We start from the raw sequence: 17,669 nt of genomic DNA on the forward strand, positions 1-17,669 counted from the left end.
CAGATATCAGCGCCGAATCCCATTACCCACACCTATCCCTGCCGACGACTGAAACGTGATGACGAGCAACGACATGTCCCAGGATGACCAGCGCCAGACCAAGGTCGAGGCCGGTGCCGGCGGCGCGGCCCAGGAGACCGCGCCCGCCAAGGATGCCGAGACGCAGTCCGTCGATCCGGTCGCCGAGGCCCTGGCCCTGCTGACCGCCGAGCGCGACGAGCTCAAGGACCGGATGCTGCGCACGCTGGCCGAGATGGAGAACCTGCGCCGCCGCACCGAGCGGGAGATCGCGGATGCCCGCGCCTACGCGGTCACCAACTTCGCCCGCGACGTGCTCAACGTGGCCGACAACATCCACCGCGCCCTCGAGAGCGTCCCGGCGGACGCCAAGGCCTCGGCGGACGGCGCCCTCAAGGGCCTGATCGACGGGATCGAGCTGACCCAGCGCGATTTGGTCAAGACCCTGGAGCGCCACGGGGTGAAGCCCGTCGAGCCGCAGGGCCAGAAGTTCGACCCAAACCGGCACCAGGCCATGTTCGAGGTGCCGAACCCGGATGTCCCGGCCGGTACCGTCGTGCAGGTCGTGCAGACCGGCTACGTGATCGGCGAGCGCGTGCTGCGCCCGGCCCTGGTCGGTGTCGCCAAGGGCGGTCCGAAGGCGGCGGCGAGCCCCGCCGACGCCGCCTGATCGTCAAGCCGCGTCAGCGTACCTGCGCGGAAGCTTCCTCGCAGGGTAGCGTCGTGGCGAAGTCGGAAATGAACCGCGCCGTCTGCCGGGTCTCGGCCGGCGTGCGCGGGTCACGGGCGACCACGCCCGCCTCGACCTGGAGGCGCCGGTTGCAGGCGCAAGCCGGCAGCCGGCCCGAGGCGGCATCGGGCCAGCAGGCATCGTGGTGCGCGCAGGCCCGGTCCAGGGCATCGATCGGCGGATAACCCGGGCCGCGGCTCCCGGGCCCGCAGAAATTGCCGTAGATCAGGAGGGCGCCCTGCCCGGATGGCCCGGGCGGTACGATTTCCTGCGCCGTCGCGGTGGAGACGGCGAGTCCGAGGGCGAACAGAGCCGCCGCGATGGGGTTGAGCCTGGGAGCGTTCACGGCCGATCCTGCGTCGGAGATGCCTCCTGACGCCGCGCGGCGATACCGACGCGGCATTCGGCGGCCGCATCCCGGCGCGCGGCGGAGATCCCGACCGGCACACGGATTCGCGAAGCCGAACACCCAGCATTGCGACCGAACGCGATGATATCGTCAAGATCGCCGGTTACGAATATTGCACAGACTCGGCAATCCTTACCGATCCTGGCCGACACGGGCCGCGAATTCTGTTTGCCGGCACGGTAATACGAAGGGGCGGTGGTCGTCGTATGCCGTTCCGACGGACCCCGCGACCGTGCCGTGGGTCAGAGGGCCAGGAGCAGCAGGCCGACGACCGTTACCGAGAGGATCAGGCAGAGTGCGAGGTCAAGGATCGGCGCACCGCCGCAGGTGGGCGTCTGCCGGGTGCGGTCATCCACCGCCGGGATCATCGCGCTCACGACCGTGCTTCCATATCGACCCGAGCAACGGCAGCGGTCTTTTCTGCCCGCGCGGCGCGGGCGGGCGTGACAGGGTCGGAAGGTGCCGCCGCCCCGCCTGAGGGGATAGCCGGAGCGGCGGCCTGCAACGCCTTCGTTTCACCGGCACGGTGGACCGTGTCCGCGACGGTGATGCCGAGGGCGGGCAGGGCGAGGGCGGCGAGCACGCACAGGATGCGCTTCAGCCGCGCCATGGGGCTGGTCTGCCCGGACCGGCAGGGCGCGGTCTTGGGGAGCGTCAGGGGCGGCAGGGCTTCCGTTACCAGTCTGCGCGTGTTGGCTCGCATCGTCCCGGGCTCCGTCGTCTGCGTGGGAATTTTGACCACGACGCCGAGTTACGTGTGCAAAATTCCCACGTCAACCGGAAATCGCTGCTCTAGCGTGCGGAGGCGCACGCCGTGGGATTGTCTCCCACGACACATCCGCTAACGATGACGCCATGTCCGAGAGCACCGACACAAAACCGGAGGGCGCCAGCCTGCACGCGCCGCTCGCGCGGCTGCTGCGGCCGCTGGTGCGGCTACTCGTGGCCCGCGGCATCACGTTTCCGGCGCTCACCGACCTGCTGCGCGAGCTCTACGTGAACGTGGCCGAGTATGATTTCGCCCTGCCGGGCAAGGAGCAGACGGACAGCCGCGTCTCCCTGCTCACGGGCATCCACCGCAAGGAGGTCCGGCGCCTGCGCGGGGCCGGGGCGCCGGTAAGCGTCGTACCGGCCGTGGTCTCACGCACGAGCCGGATCATCGCCCGCTGGATCGCTGACCCGGCCTTCACCGACTCGCAGGGCCAGCCCCTGCCGCTGCCGCGCACGGCCGATGCGGGCGCGCCGTCCTTCGAGGCGCTGGTCTCCGGGGTAACCCGCGATCTGCGCCCCCGGGCGGTGCTGGACGAGTGGCTCGACCGCGGGCTCGCCTTCACGGATGCGCGGGACCGGATCGTGCTGGCGGAAGCCGCCTACGTGCCGCGCGGGGACGGTTCGGGCGAGCCGCAGCTCTACTATTTCGGCCGCAACCTCCACGACCATATCGCGGCGAGCGTCGCCAACATCGTCGGCGACACGCCGCGCTTTCTGGAACGTGCGGTCCATTACGACGGGCTGTCGAAGGAGCTGGCGGCCAAGCTCGAGGCGCGGGCGCGCGAGATCGCCATGGAGGCCCTGCAGCAGGCCAACCGCGAGGCGCATGCCGCCTGCCAGACCGATCCCGGCGGCGCGTACCGCTGGAATTTCGGCGTCTACGTCTATGCCGAGGCCGCGCCGCCGGCCCGGCCCGCGGACGAGCGCTGAGAGGCCGGCCGGTGCGATCCTCTCCGAACCGCCGGTTCGTCCTGCGCCTGCTCGCGGGCGCCGCCACCCTGCTGCCGGGCATCGCCCGACCGCAGGAGAATCCGCGCGATCAGGGGATCGGCGGCACCGGCATGAAGATGATCGAGGAGCCGAAGGACGGCGCCCTCGGCGAGGGCGATCGCGGCATCGGCGGCACCGGTGTGATCGGGACGATCCGCCGGTTCGGCTCGATCGTCGTCAACGACCTGCGCATCGCCTATCCCCCGGAGGTCGCCGTGCGGATCGACGGGGAACTCGCCAAGGCGGCGGACCTGAAGATCGGGCAGGTCGTGCACGTCGTCGCCCGGCCGGAACGGGGCGGGCTCGGCACAAGCCGCATCGACGTGACCAGCGAGGTGGTCGGCAAGGTGGAGTCGGTCGCCCCGGGGCGGATGATCGTGCTCGGCCAGCGGGTCGATACCGCGAGCCTCACGGGCGACTGGCAGGCGGGCGCTCGGGTGGCGGTGAGCGGCCTGCGCCGGCCGGACGGCGTGATCGTGGCGAGCCTGATCGAGCCGCGCACCTCCGGGCCCGATCGCGTCGCCGGGCCGGTGCGCCGCGACGCGGGCGGCGGTCTCGCCATCGGCGGCCTGCGCCTGAGGGGCGCCGACGCCCTGCCCCCGGGCCGGCGCGCCGTGGTGACCGGCGTGACCGAGCTCGGCGTTCTGAGCGTGACCAACGCCGCCCAGGTCGGGTTGCCGTTCCCGCCGGGCCTCAAGCGGGTCTCGATCGAGGCCTATATCGGCCGCGCCGGTGCCGGCCTCGATCTCGGCTCGGGCCTCGCGGTGTCGGGCTATGCCGGGCTGCGGGTACCGCGCCAGGGCAGCGTGCGCGGCGTGCTCACCGCCGACATCGCGCCGGACGGCGTGCTCACCCTGGAGCGGCTCCGGGTCGAGGACAGGCTCGCCCCTGAACCGTCCCGGCCGGACGCGCCCCGGTTCGAGCGGGAGCGCGACCGCCTCGACCTCCAGAAGCTGCCCGACCTGCCGGAGATGCCCGGCCGCCTCGGCGCCGACCCCGGCAACCGTCAGAGCCCGTTCGGCGGCCTCGGTGGCAGCCACGGCCCGACGATCGACACCCGCCCCGGCGCGGGCGGCATTCCGGGTGCGGATGGCCCCGGCGGCTTCGGGGCGCCGCGCGGCGGTCCTTTCGGAGGCGCACCGGGCGGCCCCGGCACGTTCCCGGGCGCACCGGCGGGCGGTCCCGGGGGCTTGGGTGGGCCTGGAGGCTTTGGTGCCCCTGGCGGCGGCCCCGGAGGCCCAGGCGGCTTCGGCGGCCCACCCGGCGGGGGTCGGCGCTAGGAGGGCGCTCAGCCCCCCGCCTCCCGCGCGAGCAGATCCCGCTTGCGGGCGACGCCCCAGCGGTAGCCCGACAGGGAGCCGTCCGAGCGGACCACCCGGTGGCACGGGATCGCCACGGCCAAGTGGTTCGCCCCGCAGGCCTGGGCGACCGCCCGCATCGCGGTGGGCGCTCCGATGGCGCGGGCGATGTCCGCGTAAGTCGCGGTCGCGCCCACCGGGATCGCCCGGAGCGCCGCCCAGACGCGCTGCTGGAACGCGGTGCCGCGGATGTCGAGGGGCAGGTCGAGGCCTGTGCCCGGCGCCTCGACTAGGCCGATGACCCTGGCCATCCAGGCCTCGAAATCCGGGTCGCCGCCCTCGATCTCCGCCCCCGGGAACCGGTCCTGCAGGTCGCGAACCAGGGGCTCGGGCTCGTCGCCGAGCAGGATCGCGCAGAGCCCCGCCTCGGTGGCGGCCACCAGGATCGCGCCGAGCGTGCAGGCGCCGACGCCGAACCTCATGCGGATGCCGAGCCCGCCCTTGCGGTAGGCGGCCGGCGCCATGCCGAGGCGCCCGGCGGCATCCGCGTAGAATTGGCTCGCGGTGGAGTAGCCGGCATCATACAGCGCCTCCGTCACGGTGGCCGCCTTGGGCAGGCCGGCGGCGACGGCCTCAGCCCGGCGGGCGGCGGCGTATGCCTTCGGGGTGACCCCGGTGGCGGCCTTGAACACCCGGTGGAAATGGAAAGCGCTCAGACCCGCGGCCCGGGCGAGGTCCGCGAGCGGCGGCATCGTCTCGGCAACATCGATCAGCCGGCAGGCCCGGGCGACCGCCTCGGCCCGGCGCTCGGCCAAACCGGGCTCGTTCGGCCGGCAGCGCAGGCAGGGCCGGAAGCCCGCTGCCTCGGCCTCCGCGCAGGTCGCGTGGAAGGTGATGTTCTCGGGCCTTGCCGCCCGGGAGGGGCAGCTCGGACGGCAATACACACCGGTGGTGCGGACAGCATAGACGAAGCGGCCATCCGCCCGCACATCGCGGGCGGCGAGCGCCGCCCAGCGCTCGGTATTTTCGGAGTTGGCGGTCGAGAGCGGGGCCATGAGCGCAGTATGCGGCGTGGCCGGTGTGTTGAGGAGGGGCTTGGCGGAGGCGGACATGACGGGACCTGCCGGGTGCGTATATCGGATGCCCGTCACCCTGCCGTCCCGCGGCCGAGGCCGCATCCCGCGCCTTGCTGCCAAATTCCCGATCCCTCCCCTGAGTGCGCCATGGCGTCGAACAACACCGATCACATCCATGTCGGGCGGGACGGCTGGCTGTTCCTGAAGACCGGGACCAACGACATCCTCGGGCAGTTCGAGCGCCCGGAGGAGACCACCGACCTGATCTGGGCCTGGCGCAGCCTCGTGGCGACCCGGGAGCGGCGGCTGCGGGCGCTGGGCATCGGCTACCGCCACGTGGTCGCGCCGGACAAGCTGCTGATCTACGACAACCATCTGGACGGCATCGCCATCGCGCCGACCGCCTCCCCGGCCTACCGGCTGCTTCACGCCGAGCCGCCGCTCGGCAGCCCGTGGCGGCGGGGCCTCACCGGCCTCTACACGGATTGGCGGCGGCGCAAGCGCTGGCGGGAGACCTGCATCGACCTAGTCAGGCCGATGCGCGCCGCCCGCGATGCGGCCGACCTCTACTGCCGAACCGACACCCATTGGAGCTTCGACGGCTGCTACCTGGCCTATGCCGAGATCTGTCGGGCCTTCGGAGCGGAGCCGCGGGCGGATCTCCGGGACCGGCCCTTCGCCCAGATCGACCATGACGGCGACCTCGGCAGCGCCTTCGACCCGCCCCGCCGGGCACCGTCACGGGCCTATCGGATCCAGCGGGATGCCGTGCGGATCTATGCCAGCCCGATCGTCGAAGCGCGGGAGAAGGCCGGCCTGCTGCACACGCTCCATGTCGGGGCCAACGTCGTCTACGGCAACGCCAAGGCGACCGACCCGCGCCGGCTGGCTTTGTTCGGCGACTCGTTCTCGCACGTCATGCCGTACATGCTGACGATCCTGCTCGCGGAGACCTTCCGCGAGGTGCACTTCGTCTGGAACACGTCGCTGGACTGGTCCTACATCGACCGGGCGAAGCCGGACCTGGTCCTGACCGAGGTGGCCGAGCGCTTCATGGCTCAGCTGCCGGATGACAGGTTCTCGCTCGACGCCTACGTGCAGGAGCGGTTCGGCGCCGAGCTGGCAGCTCAGACCTGAACGGCGCTTAGCCTTCCAGCTTCGCGATCAGCGCGTCGGACAGGGCGAAGTTGACGTAGACGTGCTGCACGTCGTCCTGGTCCTCGATCACCTCGACCAGGCGGATCAGCTTCTCACCGGTCTCGTCGTCGACATCGATCGTGTTCTGCGCCTTCCAGACCAGGCCGGTGCGGGTCGGCTCGCCGAACCGGGCCTCCAGGGCCTTGGCGACCTCGCCGTAGGAGTCCTGCGCGCAGACGACCTCGTGGCCCTCCTCGCTGGAGCTGACATCGTCGGCCCCAGCCTCGATCGCGGCCTCCAGCATCGTGTCGGCATCGGCCACACTCGCCGGGAAGCCGATCACACCGACCCGGTCGAACATGAACGCCACGGCTCCGGTCTCGGCGAGGCTGCCGCCGGACTTGGTGAAGGCCGAGCGCACGTCCGAGGCGGTGCGGTTGCGGTTGTCGGTCTGCGCCTCGACGATCAGCGCGGCGCCGCCCGGGCCGTAGCCCTCGTAGCGGATGTCCTCGTAGTTCTCCCCCTCCGCTCCGGCCGCCTTCTTGATGGCGCGCTCGATATTGTCCTTGGGCATGTTCTCGGCGCGGGCCGCGATGATCGCCGCGCGCAGGCGCGGGTTCATGGCCGGGTCCGGCGTGCCGAGCTTGGCCGCCACGGTGATCTCGCGGGCGAGCTTGCCGAACACCTTCGAGCGGACCGCGTCCACCCGGCCCTTCCGGTGCATGATGTTCTTGAACTGCGAATGGCCTGCCATGGCGTGTGAGACTTTGTTCGTTGGCGAGGGCGGGCGTGCGGGACCCCGCCGTCGCGGCTGTGAGGTCGCCGCGTTATAGGCCGCCGGCTTCCGACGAAGCAACGCGCCCGGGGATCGTCGCGCTCACGGAAAGATCGCCCGCGCCGGGCGTTGGCGGGGGTCTCTTTCACGTGGAAGCCCAATGCCGAGCCGGACCGAATACAGCAGGACAGTGATGGTGACGGGCGCCAGCGCCGGCGTCGGCCGGGCGGTGGCGCACGAATTCGCCCGGCACGGTTGGAACGTCGGGCTCATCGCCCGGGGTGAAGCCGGGCTTGCCGGCGCCGTCCGCGACGTGGAGCGTGCCGGCGGCCGCGCCCGCGCCTTCGCGATCGATGTGGCCGACGCGGATGCCGTTTCGCGCGTCGCCGATTCACTCGCGCGGGACTTCGGCGGCATCGACGTCTGGGTGAACAACGCGATGGTGACGATCTACGCGCCCGTCCAGGAAACGAGCCCGGAGGAGTTCCGCCGCGTCACCGAGGTGACCTATCTCGGCCAGGTGCATGGGACGCTGGCGGCGCTCCGCCACATGGTGCCGCGCGACCGGGGTACGATCGTCCATATCGGCTCGGCGCTCGCCTACCGGTCGATTCCGCTGCAAGCGACCTATTGCGCGGCCAAGGCGGCGGTGCGCGGCTTCGTCGACTCCCTGCGCAGCGAGTTGCGGCACGATGGCAGCCGAGTGCGGCTGACGATGGTTCAGCTCCCGGCGGTCAACACGCCGCAATTCGATTGGGCGCGCTCGCGGCTGCCCCGCAAGCTCGAGCCGGTGCCGCCGATCTACCAGCCCGAGGCCATCGCCCGGCACGTCTTCCGGGCCGCCCACGACGTGCCGCGGGAATTGTGGATCGGCGCTTCGGCCTGGGAGGCGATACTCGGCACGATGCTGATCCCGGGATGGATCGACGGCTACCTGGCCCGACACGGCTATCGCGGGGAGATGACCAGCGTGCAAGCTCAGAAGAACCGTCCGGACAACCTCTACGAGCCCGTCGACACCGATCCCGGTGCCCACGGGCGCTTCGACGCCCGGGCGACGGCGCACGTGGCCGCCGCCGACCCGCGCTGGCTCAAGCTCGGGATCGCCGCGCTGCTCGGCGTCGCCGGTGGTACGATGCTGTTCGCCACCGAGGCCAAGGGACGGTCGGAGGCACGGCGGCGCTCGGCGGCTTCACCCATCCGCGTGCGCGATGCCGACGCACAAGATGATCCGCACGGCGGCATTCCCCGATCGTGATCGCGCGCGGTTGGTGAGAGCCTGGATCTCCTCATTTCACACCCCGCTCTAAAAACGCTGACCGCCGGGAAAGCGGAACAGCGGCCCGACCCAGATTGTCGCGTCAGCCAGGCAGCGCGGAAAGCCCTGCCGGCCCTTGAGGTGTGGGCCGGCAGCCGGCGGAGAAGTCCCCGCATCGGGGTTTGGCGCATCGATGAGACAGATGAAGCTGGGGGTCCGCCAGTCGAGATCGGCATCCTGCGCCAGCGCCGCGCCGGAGGTGCCGATGAATAGGGCGAGCAGGGTGAATATCCGCATCGGGTCCGCTCAAAGCACGAGGGCCGCATCGATCGCGCCCGACGAATCGAGGCGGCGATCGGCCCGAATTCCCTGGCATCATCCGGGCAATTCTGCGGCCGCGCCTCAGCGCAACCCCGCGTGCCAATCCCGCAAAGCGGCCAGCGTGACCACTTGGCCCGGCCATTCCAAGCCGGCGAGGTGCCGGTGCGGGTGGCCGGGCTCGCCCAGATCCGAGACCGCCGAGAAGGCGCCGTCGAGGCGGTGGCTGTCGGTGTAGCGGCTTCGTGTCGCCAGGACCGGCAGGCCGGCGGCGCGGGCCGAGGCGATGCCGGCGGCGGAATCCTCGAAGGCTATCGCCTCCGTGGCCGGCACCCCGAGACGATCCAGGGCCAGCAGGAAGACGTCGGGGGCGGGCTTCTTGCGGTCCGCCTCGTCGCCAGCCGCGATCACCGCGAAGGGCGCGTCGGAGGCCGGAAAATTGGCGGCCAGCAACCGATCGACATTCGGCCGGCTGGTGGTGGTGGCGATGGCGAGCCGGAGCCCGGCAGCCCGGGCCTCGGCGATGAGCCGGGCGATCCCCGGGCGTAGCGGCAGCCCGGTCTCGGCCATCAGGTCGCCATACGCGATCGTCTTGCGGGCGTGGATCTCAGGTGCTTGCGCGTGGAAGGACGCTGCGTCGCCCGGGTGGCGGGTATCGATGTAGTGGGTGAGCCGCTCCTTGCCGCCCATCACGGTGAGCAGCTCGGCGTAGAGCGCCGGGTCCCAGCGCCAGGGCAGGTCCAGCGCCGCGAAGGCGCGGTTGAACGCCTGCCGGTGCAGGTCCTCGGTTTCGGCCAGCGTGCCGTCGACGTCGAAGATCAGCGCCCTCAGCACGAGAGGTCGCGGCCGGAGGCGCCCTCCGCGCCGGCCCGGATCGCCGCGATGCGCTCCGCATAGGCGGCGGGACCGCCGCTGAAGACCGCGTTGCCGGCCACGAACGTGTCGGCGCCGGCGCGGCTCGCCGCCTTCACGGTCTCGGCGTCGATGCCGCCATCGACTTGGATGCGGATGTCACGGCCGGCCACCATGGCGCGGATCCGCGCCACGCTCTCCATGCTGCTCTTCAGGAATTTCTGGCCGCCGAAGCCGGGATTGACGGTCATCACCAGCACCAGATCCACGATGTCGAGCACCGGCTCGACCAGGGACGCGGGGGTGCCGGGGTTGATCGCCACGCCGGCGCGCTTGCCGAGGTCGCGGATGGTCTGGAGCGAGCGGTGGATATGCGGCCCGGCCTCGGCATGGACCGTGATCCCGTCGGCCCCGGCCTCCGCGAAGGCCGCGAGATACGGATCGGCCGGCGCGATCATCAGGTGCACGTCGAAGAATTTTTGCGTGTGCGGGCGCAGCGCCTTCACCACGGGGGGTCCGAAGGTGATGTTGGGCACGAAGTGACCATCCATCACATCGAGATGGATCCAGTCGGCCCCGGCCACGTCCACCGCGCGGGTCTCCTCCGCGAGGCGCGCGAAATCGGCGGACAGGATCGACGGGGAGATGACGGGAGGCAGCATGGGATATCCGGGATCGGGCGTGTGCGCGTAGAGGCCGACAGGTTTCGCCCCGTTTACGTCGCCTCGCTGGCGGTTCCTACCCCCGCGTGTGGCCCTGCCGGATGAGCGCGATGGCGGTCTTCGCCGCCAGCGTCAGGGGCTCGGGCGGTGCCTCCAGGGCGAACCAGTCCAGGCCGTCGTGCTTGTCCGGCTCGACGAGCCGCGGCACGCCGGAATAGGCATCCACCCGGTAGACCGGCGCGACCCAGTGGATACCTGCCTTCCGATCGATGTGATCCACGACGCAGAGCAGCGTGACGGGCTCGATCCCGATGCCGAGTTCCTCGGCGACCTCGCGCTTCACCGCGTCGGCCACGGGCTCGAACAGGTCGACCTTCCCGCCCGCCAGCCCCCAATACCCGGCCTCCGGCTCGGTTCTCCGGCGCAACAGCAGGATGCTCCCATCGACGACGATGGCGGCCCCGCACCCGACCCGTGGCTCCACCTGCACGATCCGACATCCTTTTTTGGGATTTTGCTGGTGGCACGCGGAGGACCGAGTCGCCAGGGCCGGCGACCCGGATCGTCATTACGAGCGCAGCGAAGCAACCCAGTGATCCGCCACGTTTCGGGAGCGCACGCTGCCCTGGGTTGCTTCGCTGCGCTCCCAATGACGGCGGGGAATGATCGGCTGAGGGATCAGCGCAGGACCAAAGGCAAGTTGCATGGCTTCGTCATTCCGAAGCGACGGAGGCGATTCCCACTTCGTGCAGTCAGGAAGGCCCCATCCCAAAAAACTCACGCCAGCCGGCGGCGGCGTTCCACAAGTTGCATGATCATCGGCGTCAGGATCAGCTGCATAGCGAGGTCGAGCTTGCCGCCCGGGATCACGATGGAATTGGCCCGGCTCATGAAGCTGTCGTGGATCATCGAGACGAGATAGGAAAAGTCGATCCCCTTCGGGTCCTTGAACCGGATCACCACCATCGATTCGTCGGCGGTGGGGATCCAGCGGGCGATGAACGGGTTCGAGGTGTCGACGGTGGGCACCCGCTGGAAGTTGATGTCCGTGAACGAGAATTGCGGGCAGATGGTCTGCACGTAATCGGGCATCCGGCGCAGGATCACGTCGGTGACGGCATCGGTGGAATAGCCGCGGAACGAGCGGTCCCGGTGCAGCTTCTGGATCCATTCGAGGTTGATCACCGGCACGACGCCGATCTTCAGGTCGGCGTAGCGGGCGATGTCGACATCCTGGTCGGCCACGCAGCCGTGCAGGCCTTCGTAGAACAGCAGGTCGGAATCCGGCGGGAACGCCTCCCACTCGGAGAAGCTGCCCTCGGGGATGCCGTAGGCCCGGGCGTCGTGCTGGTCGTGCGCGTAGTGGCGGGTCCGGCCGGTGCCGCTCTCGGCGTAGCTGCGGAACACCGCCTCCAGCTCGGGCAGCAGGTTCGCCCGGGGCGCGAAATGCGACAGGGTCGGCTCGCGCGCCATCATGGCCCGCATCGTGTCCCGGTCGAAGGCGTGGAAGCCGTCGCCCTCGATGAACACCGCGCGCACGTCCTCCCGGCGAAAAATCTGCTCGAAGGTGTTGCGCACCGAGGTTGTTCCGGCTCCGGAGGAGCCGGTCACCGAGATAATGGGGTGACGCGCCGACATTTTTTCTGCTTGGCGTCCTGCCTATGAGCGCATCAGGCCGCGCTGGCCGAACAGCGGCGAGCGGCCGGCATCGGGCTTGCCGCCGCCGTAATAGGTCGCGACGCAATCGACCTCCTCGGTGGAGCCGCAGACCAGCGGGGCGCGCTCGTGGATCCCGGTCGCGACCAGGTCGAGGATCCGGGTCTGGCCGTCGGTCGCGGCGCCGCCGGCCTGCTCGATCAGCATCGCCACCGGGGCGACCTCGTAGAGCAGCCGCAGGCGGCCGCGGGCGTAGTTCTTCCGGGCGTCGCCCGGATACAGGAACACGCCGCCGCGGGTCAGCACGCGCTGGATGTCGGCCACCAGGGAGGCGAGCCAGCGCATGTTGTAGTCCTTGTCGCGCGGCCCCTCGGTGCCGCGCTGGCAATCCTCGATATAGGCCTTCACCGGGGCGTCCCAGTGCCGGACGTTGGAGGCGTTGATCGCGAATTCCTTGGCCGAGGCCGGGACCGACATGGCGGGGCTGGTCAGGCGGAACACGCCCTCGGCGCGGTCGAGCACGTAGGATTGCGTGCCCTCGCCCAGGGTCAGGATCAGCGCGGTGGCCGGGCCGTAGGTCACGAAGCCGGCGGCGATCTGGGCGGTGCCGGGGGTGGTGAACGAGGCCAGGGGGTTGGCCGGGTCCTTGATGGAGGGGCGGATGCCAAAAATCATCCCCACCGCCATGTTGACGCCGATGTTGGACGAGCCGTCGAGCGGGTCGATGGCGACCGCCAGCGGCGCGTCCGGGTTCAGCCGCATCACATCCTCGGCCTCCTCGGAGGCGACCTCGGCCACGGGCGCGCCCTGCAGGGCAGCGGTGACGCTCTCGTGGGCGATCACGTCCAGCGCCTTCTGGACGTCGCCGTCGCTGTTGTGATCGCCGGCCGCCGCGAGATCGCCGCCGAGCGCGCCGCGCCCGATCAGGGTGCTGATCTCCACCGCCGAGCCCGCAATTGCACGGATCACCGCGGCGGCATCCTTCAAGGCCGGGTTGGCTTCGACCGCCTGCGCCAGGCAGGTCTCGAGCGGCGTCCCGATCGCTGCTGAAATTGCCATCGGCCTATCTCTCCTGCTCGGATCCCGCCTGCCGGGATCGCGCGTTCCGCGTCGGGTCTGTACCGGCCCCTCTAGCACCATGATAGCGGGCGGCGCGCCCCGATCGACAACAACCGGAGGCGTCACGCTCAAGATTTCTGGGGGATCTTGTGTCATAGGACAAAAAAAACGACACCTCCGCCATGCGCAATCTCTCCCTCAAGCAGCTTCAGGCGGTAGCGGCGGTGGCCCGCCTGGGTACCATGACCCGGGCCGCGCAGGAGCTGAACGTCACCTCGGCTGCCCTCTACGCGCGCATCCGCCAATTGGAGGAGGAGGCCGGGCTGCTGCTGTTCGACCGGACGCCGGGCGGCCTCAAGCCCACCGATGCCGGGCGCGAGATGCTCTGGGCGATCGATAGCATCAACACCGTGCTCGAGACCTGCACCGACCGGCTGCGAACCCTGCGCGGCGCCGAGGGTGGCCGGGTGGCGCTCGGCGTCGTCTCGACGGCCAAGTACTTCGCCCCCCAGGTGATCGCCGGCTTCGTCAAGAAGCATCCCGGGGTCGAGATCAGCCTGTCGGTGCGCAACCGCGGCCAGACCGTCGAGGCGCTGCGCGGCTACGAGATCGATTTCGCCGTGATGGGCCGCCCGCCCCGGGACTTCCCGATCGAGGCTGCCACCTTCGGTCCCCACCCGCTGGTGCTGGTCGCGGCCCCGAGCCATCCCCTCGCCGGCCGGACCGGCCTGTCCCGCGAAGATCTGGCCGACCAGCCGTTCTTTTTCCGCGAAGAGGGCTCCGGCACGCGCACGGTCTTCGAAGAGTTCATGAGCGGCATCCTGGTCAAGCGCGCACTCCTCGACATCGACACCGGATCCAATGAGACCATCAAGCAATCGGTGATGGCCGGGCTCGGCATCGCGCTCCTGTCGGTGCATTCCGTGGCGGCCGAGGTCGAGAGCGGCCGCCTCGCCCTCCTCGACGTGAAGGGCCTGCCGATCCGGCGCGACTGGTACGCCGTGCGCCGGGCCGACAAGGTCTTGGGGCCGGCGGCCTCCGCGGTCTGGTCCTACCTGATGAGCGACGGCGCCCGCATGCTGCCGGGCGTCACGCTCCTCGAAGTCGCGGGGGCCAAGGCGTGAGCACTCCCGGCATCGTCGTCGCCGGGGCCGGGCAAGCAGGCTTCCAGCTCGCCGCCTCCCTGCGCGAGGGCGGCTTCCGGGACCCGATCACCCTGGTGGGCGACGAGACCGCCCTGCCCTACCAGCGCCCGCCCCTGTCGAAGGCGTATCTGGCGGGCAAGACCGATGCCGAGGGCCTGTTCCTGCGCCAGCCCGGCTTCTTCGCCGAGCATGCCATCACCCATCGGCCGGGGATCCGAGCCGTCGCGATCGACCGGGCGGGGCGGAGCCTTCAGCTCTCGGACGGCCAGAGCCTCGCCTACGACCACCTCGTGCTGGCCACCGGCGCCCGCAACCGGCCGCTGCCGGTGCCAGGCGCGGATTTCCCGAACGTGCAGCAGCTGCGCGGCCTCGCAGACGCTGACGCACTGCGGGCGGCGCTCGGCGAGGCCAAGGCCATCGTCGTGGTCGGCGCAGGCTTCATTGGGCTGGAATTCGCTGCCGTGGCCGCCGCCCGGGGCCTGTCGGTGACCGTTGTGGAGTCGGCCGACCGGCCGATGGCCAGAGCTGTCTCGCCGGAGATCGGGCAGTTCTTTCGAGCCGCCCACGAAGCCATGGGCGTGCACTTCGCCTTCGGGGCCGGCGTGACCGCGATCACGGGTCGGGCGGGCCGCGCCACCGGCATCGTCCTGGCCGACGGACGGGAACTCCCCGCCGATTTCATCCTGATCGGCATCGGTGTGCTGCCGAACCGGGAGCTCGCCGCGGAGGCCGGCCTTCCAGCGGAGGACGGGGTGCGGGTCGACGCCTTCCTGGCGACGCCCGATCCCGCGATCTCGGCGATCGGCGATTGCGTCCGCTTCCCGAGCCCCTTCGCCCACGGGCTCACCCCGGACGGCACCGTGCGGATCGAGTCGGTGCAGAACGCCATCGACCAGGGCCGCTGCCTCGCCGCGCGGCTCAACGGGAAACCGGCAGCCTACGGGGCGCTGCCGTGGTTCTGGAGCGACCAGGGTCCGCACAAGCTGCAGATCGCCGGCCTGTCCGGCCCCGGCGATGCCAGCGTGGTCCGGGGGTCCGGCGCGGCGTTCTCGGTGTTCCGCTTCCGGGACGGGGCCTTGAGGGCCGTGGAATCGGTCGACCGGGCGGGCGACCACATGATCGCCCGGCGCCTGCTGGCGGCCGGCACGCCGCTCACCCCCGAGCAGGCGGCCGATCCGGGCTTTGATCTCAAGGCCCTGGCGATGGCGCGGCCCTGACCTGGGCCGGTCAATTCGAGAAGGTGATCTTCGGCCCCGGCCGCTGGAGAGCCACCGCCGTGGCGATCCCAAGGCCCAAGATCGTGACCGCGCAGGCCGCCAGCGCCCCGAACTGCCCGAGTTGCAGCAAGGCCTGACCCAGGACCGCGACCCCGAGGGCCTGACCGCAGAAGAACGAGAAGGCGTGCAGGGCCACCGCGGAGGCGCGGGCCGTCGGCGCGACCTCGGTCACCTGCGTCTGGAAGGTGTTGTGCAGCATGTAGAAGCCGAGCCCCATGGCGGTCAGGGCGGCGCAATCGACCTGCCAGCTTCCGGCCAGCCCGACGACGGTGAGCGAGGCGCCGCAGATCAGGCCGCCGCCGATCAGCATCCGGGGCATGCCGAGGAGCCGCACCAGCAGCCCCACCAAGGCGGAGTAGAGCAGGCCGCCGATGGCAAAGCCCGCGAGCACCAGGCCGGCCTCCCGCGGGCCGCCCTCGCCGCGGGCCTCGATCAGCGGGGCGAGATGCGGGAACACGCCGAAGATCGCGATCGCTTCGACGAACACCGCGGAGAACAAGATCCGGGCGCGCGGATTGGCCAGGATGGTGCGGTAGCGCTGCACCGCCTGCCCGAAGGCCGGGCGCCGGGCCGGAAGGCGGCCAGTGCGGTCGAAGCCGAACACCGTCGCGGCACAGGCGATGGCAGCGACGAGCGCGGTTACCGCGAACACCCCGCGCCAGCCGATCGCCGCCTCGATCAGCCCCGCGAAGGTCGAGCCGGTGAGCTGCCCGAGGATCACCGCCACCAGGAAGCGCCCGATCGCCACCTGCCGCCGGTCCATGGGCACCCGGTCGCCCAACAGCGCCAGCGACAGCGGGATGCAGCCCCCCGCCGCCGCCCCGGCCAGCATCCGCAGGCCGAACAGGCTGCCGATATCCGGGGCGAGGCTGCACAGGACCAGGGCGCCGGCCAGCACCGCCAGGCAGACGCTCATCACCCGTTCCTTGCCGAGCGCGTCACCCACGGGGCCCAGCACCGGCTGGATGAAGGCGTAGGGCAGCGCGAAGGCGGTGGAGAGGAGCGCCACCGTGTGCGCGTCGCTGCCGAGATCCCGGGCGAGCACGCCGACCAGGGGCTCGACCGAGCGCAGCGCGAAGGTGCTGCCGAACCCGGCGCAGGCGAGGACCACGATCAGCCGTGGGATCGAGGCGGCCGGCGCCTGTGTGACGGTCGCGGGCGGCGTGAGCGCCGGCTCTTGTCTGTCGAGCATGGAGAGGATTCGCGCCGCGGCGGGACTCAAGGTCCGCGGCATCGCATCTCCGCGGCCGGAGCGAAACCCACCCGGATCAATGCGCGTAGAAGGCCGGATCCGAATTGTCGCTCGGATGCTCGAACGCCCAGCGGAGCGCCGAGGAGAGCGGGATGTTGTAGGTCAGCCCCCGCGGCGGCACCGGCTTGAGGAACCAGGTCTCGTAGATCTTCGTAATCTCGGGGCTGCGGTAGAGATCGGCCGTGGCCTTATCGACTACCGCCTTGAAGGCCGGATCGTCCCGGCGCAGCATGATCCCGTAGGGTTCCGGGTTGGACAGAGTCTCCTGGCTGATCACGTAAGCCGCGGGATCCTTCGACTGGGCGGCCACGACACTGAGCTGCACGTCATCCATGACGAAGGCCGCCGCCCGGCCGGTCTCGACCAGCAAAAAACCTTCCGGCACGTCCTTGGCGGCGATCACGTTGATGCCGAGCTTGCGCTCATTGTTGGCCTTGATCAGCATCAGGATGTTGGTCGAGCCGGCCACCGACGACACCGACTTGCCGCGCAGATCCTCCAGGCTGCCGATTGCCTGGTCTTTCCGGGAGATGAACCGGGTCGCGGTGAGGAAGTGGGTGTTGGCGAAGTCGACCTGCTTCTTGCGCTCCGTGTTGTTGGTGGTGGTGCCGCATTCGAGGTCGGTGGTGCCGTTGGTCATCAGCGGGATGCGGGACGAGGAGTTCACGAATTCCATTGCAATTTCGAGACCCGGCATCTTCAGCTCGCGCTTCACCGCGTCGGCGATCGTCCGGCAGATATCGACCGCGAAGCCGACCACCTTCTGGTTCTGGTCGAGGTAGCTGAAGGGCGGCGCGGTATCGCGCACCCCGAGCACGATCCGGTTGTTGTCCTTGATCTTCTTGAGGGTGCCGGTGAGCGCATCGGCCTGGGCCGCCGGGGGAAGGGCCGCGAGCAGAACGGCGAGGATCGGGGTGAGCAGGCGCATGGGCTGGCAGGCTCCGGGGTCGTGCATCGAGGCGCCGGCCGAGACGGGCGGCGGGAAG

General features: G+C 70.6%; 20 protein-coding genes. 7 read left to right on the forward strand and 13 right to left on the reverse strand.

Going from position 1 to position 17,669, the window contains the following annotated elements; translation table 11 throughout:
* Positions 1 to 73 precede the first annotated feature (73 nt).
* A complete protein-coding gene (grpE, locus tag BM228_RS03990; RefSeq protein WP_092037821.1) occupies positions 74 to 688 on the forward strand; it encodes a nucleotide exchange factor GrpE in 615 nt (204 codons plus the stop codon).
* A 13-nt stretch (positions 689 to 701) separates the two neighbouring features.
* On the opposite strand, the gene BM228_RS03995 is transcribed toward grpE, so the two are convergent.
* From BM228_RS03995 to BM228_RS04000, 3 genes are all read right to left on the reverse strand, one after another.
* Entirely contained in the window at positions 702 to 1,094 is a 393-nt protein-coding gene (locus BM228_RS03995; protein ID WP_092037439.1) for a phospholipase A2 family protein, read from the reverse strand.
* Positions 1,095 to 1,399: 305 nt separating this feature from the next.
* A complete protein-coding gene (locus BM228_RS35775; RefSeq protein WP_280142309.1) occupies positions 1,400 to 1,534 on the reverse strand; it encodes a hypothetical protein in 135 nt (44 codons plus the stop codon).
* Positions 1,531 to 1,767: a hypothetical protein gene (locus BM228_RS04000; protein WP_092037823.1), complete on the reverse strand. Its 237-nt coding sequence runs from the start codon at positions 1,765 to 1,767 to the stop codon at positions 1,531 to 1,533. The genes BM228_RS35775 and BM228_RS04000 overlap by 4 nt, the downstream gene beginning before the upstream one ends.
* A 245-nt stretch (positions 1,768 to 2,012) precedes the next feature.
* On the opposite strand from BM228_RS04000, the gene BM228_RS04005 reads away from it, so the two are divergent.
* The gene (locus tag BM228_RS04005; protein ID WP_092037441.1) at positions 2,013 to 2,858 is read left to right on the forward strand and encodes a DUF6502 family protein; all 846 of its coding nucleotides are present in this window, start codon (positions 2,013 to 2,015) and stop codon (positions 2,856 to 2,858) included.
* 11 nt (positions 2,859 to 2,869) lie between these two features.
* On the forward strand, positions 2,870 to 4,198 hold the full coding sequence (locus tag BM228_RS33565; protein WP_139234039.1) for a DUF5666 domain-containing protein: 1,329 nt from the start codon (positions 2,870 to 2,872) through the stop codon (positions 4,196 to 4,198).
* Between the two features lie 8 nt (positions 4,199 to 4,206).
* Here the strand turns inward: BM228_RS33565 and ada are convergent, their stop codons facing one another.
* Positions 4,207 to 5,271, reverse strand: a complete 1,065-nt coding sequence (gene ada, locus BM228_RS04015; protein WP_092037824.1) for a bifunctional DNA-binding transcriptional regulator/O6-methylguanine-DNA methyltransferase Ada — start codon at positions 5,269 to 5,271, stop codon at positions 4,207 to 4,209.
* A gap of 168 nt (positions 5,272 to 5,439) precedes the next feature.
* Here ada and BM228_RS04020 point away from each other — a divergent pair, with 168 nt between their 5' ends.
* Positions 5,440 to 6,429, forward strand: a complete 990-nt coding sequence (locus BM228_RS04020) for an alginate O-acetyltransferase AlgX-related protein (protein WP_092037442.1) — start codon at positions 5,440 to 5,442, stop codon at positions 6,427 to 6,429.
* 7 nt (positions 6,430 to 6,436) lie between these two features.
* Here the strand turns inward: BM228_RS04020 and BM228_RS04025 are convergent, their stop codons facing one another.
* Positions 6,437 to 7,183 (reverse strand): YebC/PmpR family DNA-binding transcriptional regulator, encoded by a 747-nt coding sequence (locus BM228_RS04025; protein ID WP_092037444.1) that lies wholly within the window; start codon positions 7,181 to 7,183, stop codon positions 6,437 to 6,439.
* A 181-nt stretch (positions 7,184 to 7,364) separates the two neighbouring features.
* Here BM228_RS04025 and BM228_RS04030 point away from each other — a divergent pair, with 181 nt between their 5' ends.
* Entirely contained in the window at positions 7,365 to 8,462 is a 1,098-nt protein-coding gene (locus BM228_RS04030; protein ID WP_280142310.1) for an SDR family oxidoreductase, read from the forward strand.
* 48 nt (positions 8,463 to 8,510) lie between these two features.
* Here BM228_RS04030 and BM228_RS04035 read toward each other — a convergent pair whose 3' ends face one another.
* The 6 genes from BM228_RS04035 to BM228_RS04060 form a co-directional block, all read right to left on the reverse strand.
* Complete coding sequence (locus BM228_RS04035) at positions 8,511 to 8,759, reverse strand: hypothetical protein (protein WP_092037448.1); 249 nt, start codon at positions 8,757 to 8,759, stop codon at positions 8,511 to 8,513.
* Between the two features lie 105 nt (positions 8,760 to 8,864).
* The gene (locus BM228_RS04040) at positions 8,865 to 9,614 is read right to left on the reverse strand and encodes an HAD-IA family hydrolase (protein ID WP_092037450.1); all 750 of its coding nucleotides are present in this window, start codon (positions 9,612 to 9,614) and stop codon (positions 8,865 to 8,867) included.
* Complete coding sequence (gene rpe, locus BM228_RS04045; RefSeq protein ID WP_092037451.1) at positions 9,608 to 10,294, reverse strand: ribulose-phosphate 3-epimerase; 687 nt, start codon at positions 10,292 to 10,294, stop codon at positions 9,608 to 9,610. Before rpe ends, BM228_RS04040 begins: the two co-directional genes overlap by 7 nt.
* Positions 10,295 to 10,370: 76 nt before the next feature.
* A complete protein-coding gene (locus BM228_RS04050; protein ID WP_092037452.1) occupies positions 10,371 to 10,784 on the reverse strand; it encodes an NUDIX domain-containing protein in 414 nt (137 codons plus the stop codon).
* 287 nt (positions 10,785 to 11,071) lie between these two features.
* Positions 11,072 to 11,932, reverse strand: coding sequence for a phosphoribulokinase (locus BM228_RS04055; RefSeq protein WP_092037454.1), 861 nt, complete (start codon positions 11,930 to 11,932; stop codon positions 11,072 to 11,074).
* A 21-nt stretch (positions 11,933 to 11,953) separates the two neighbouring features.
* Positions 11,954 to 13,009: a class 1 fructose-bisphosphatase gene (locus tag BM228_RS04060; protein WP_092037456.1), complete on the reverse strand. Its 1,056-nt coding sequence runs from the start codon at positions 13,007 to 13,009 to the stop codon at positions 11,954 to 11,956.
* Between the two features lie 182 nt (positions 13,010 to 13,191).
* Here BM228_RS04060 and BM228_RS04065 point away from each other — a divergent pair, with 182 nt between their 5' ends.
* Together BM228_RS04065 and BM228_RS04070 are read left to right on the forward strand one after the other, a co-directional pair.
* A complete protein-coding gene (locus BM228_RS04065) occupies positions 13,192 to 14,133 on the forward strand; it encodes a LysR family transcriptional regulator (protein WP_092037458.1) in 942 nt (313 codons plus the stop codon).
* Positions 14,130 to 15,371 carry an NAD(P)/FAD-dependent oxidoreductase gene (locus BM228_RS04070; protein WP_092037460.1) on the forward strand — a complete coding sequence of 414 codons (1,242 nt, stop codon included), beginning with the start codon at positions 14,130 to 14,132 and terminating at the stop codon, positions 15,369 to 15,371. Before BM228_RS04065 ends, BM228_RS04070 begins: the two co-directional genes overlap by 4 nt.
* 10 nt (positions 15,372 to 15,381) lie before the next feature.
* On the opposite strand, the gene BM228_RS04075 is transcribed toward BM228_RS04070, so the two are convergent.
* Positions 15,382 to 16,623, reverse strand: coding sequence for an MFS transporter (locus BM228_RS04075; protein ID WP_092037826.1), 1,242 nt, complete (start codon positions 16,621 to 16,623; stop codon positions 15,382 to 15,384).
* A 76-nt stretch (positions 16,624 to 16,699) separates the two neighbouring features.
* Positions 16,700 to 17,611: an amino acid ABC transporter substrate-binding protein gene (locus BM228_RS04080; protein WP_092037462.1), complete on the reverse strand. Its 912-nt coding sequence runs from the start codon at positions 17,609 to 17,611 to the stop codon at positions 16,700 to 16,702.
* Positions 17,612 to 17,669: the final 58 nt, after the last annotated feature.

The organism is Methylobacterium pseudosasicola, from assembly GCF_900114535.1.
In the GTDB taxonomy this organism is placed as follows: Bacteria; Pseudomonadota; Alphaproteobacteria; order Rhizobiales; family Beijerinckiaceae; genus Methylobacterium; species Methylobacterium pseudosasicola.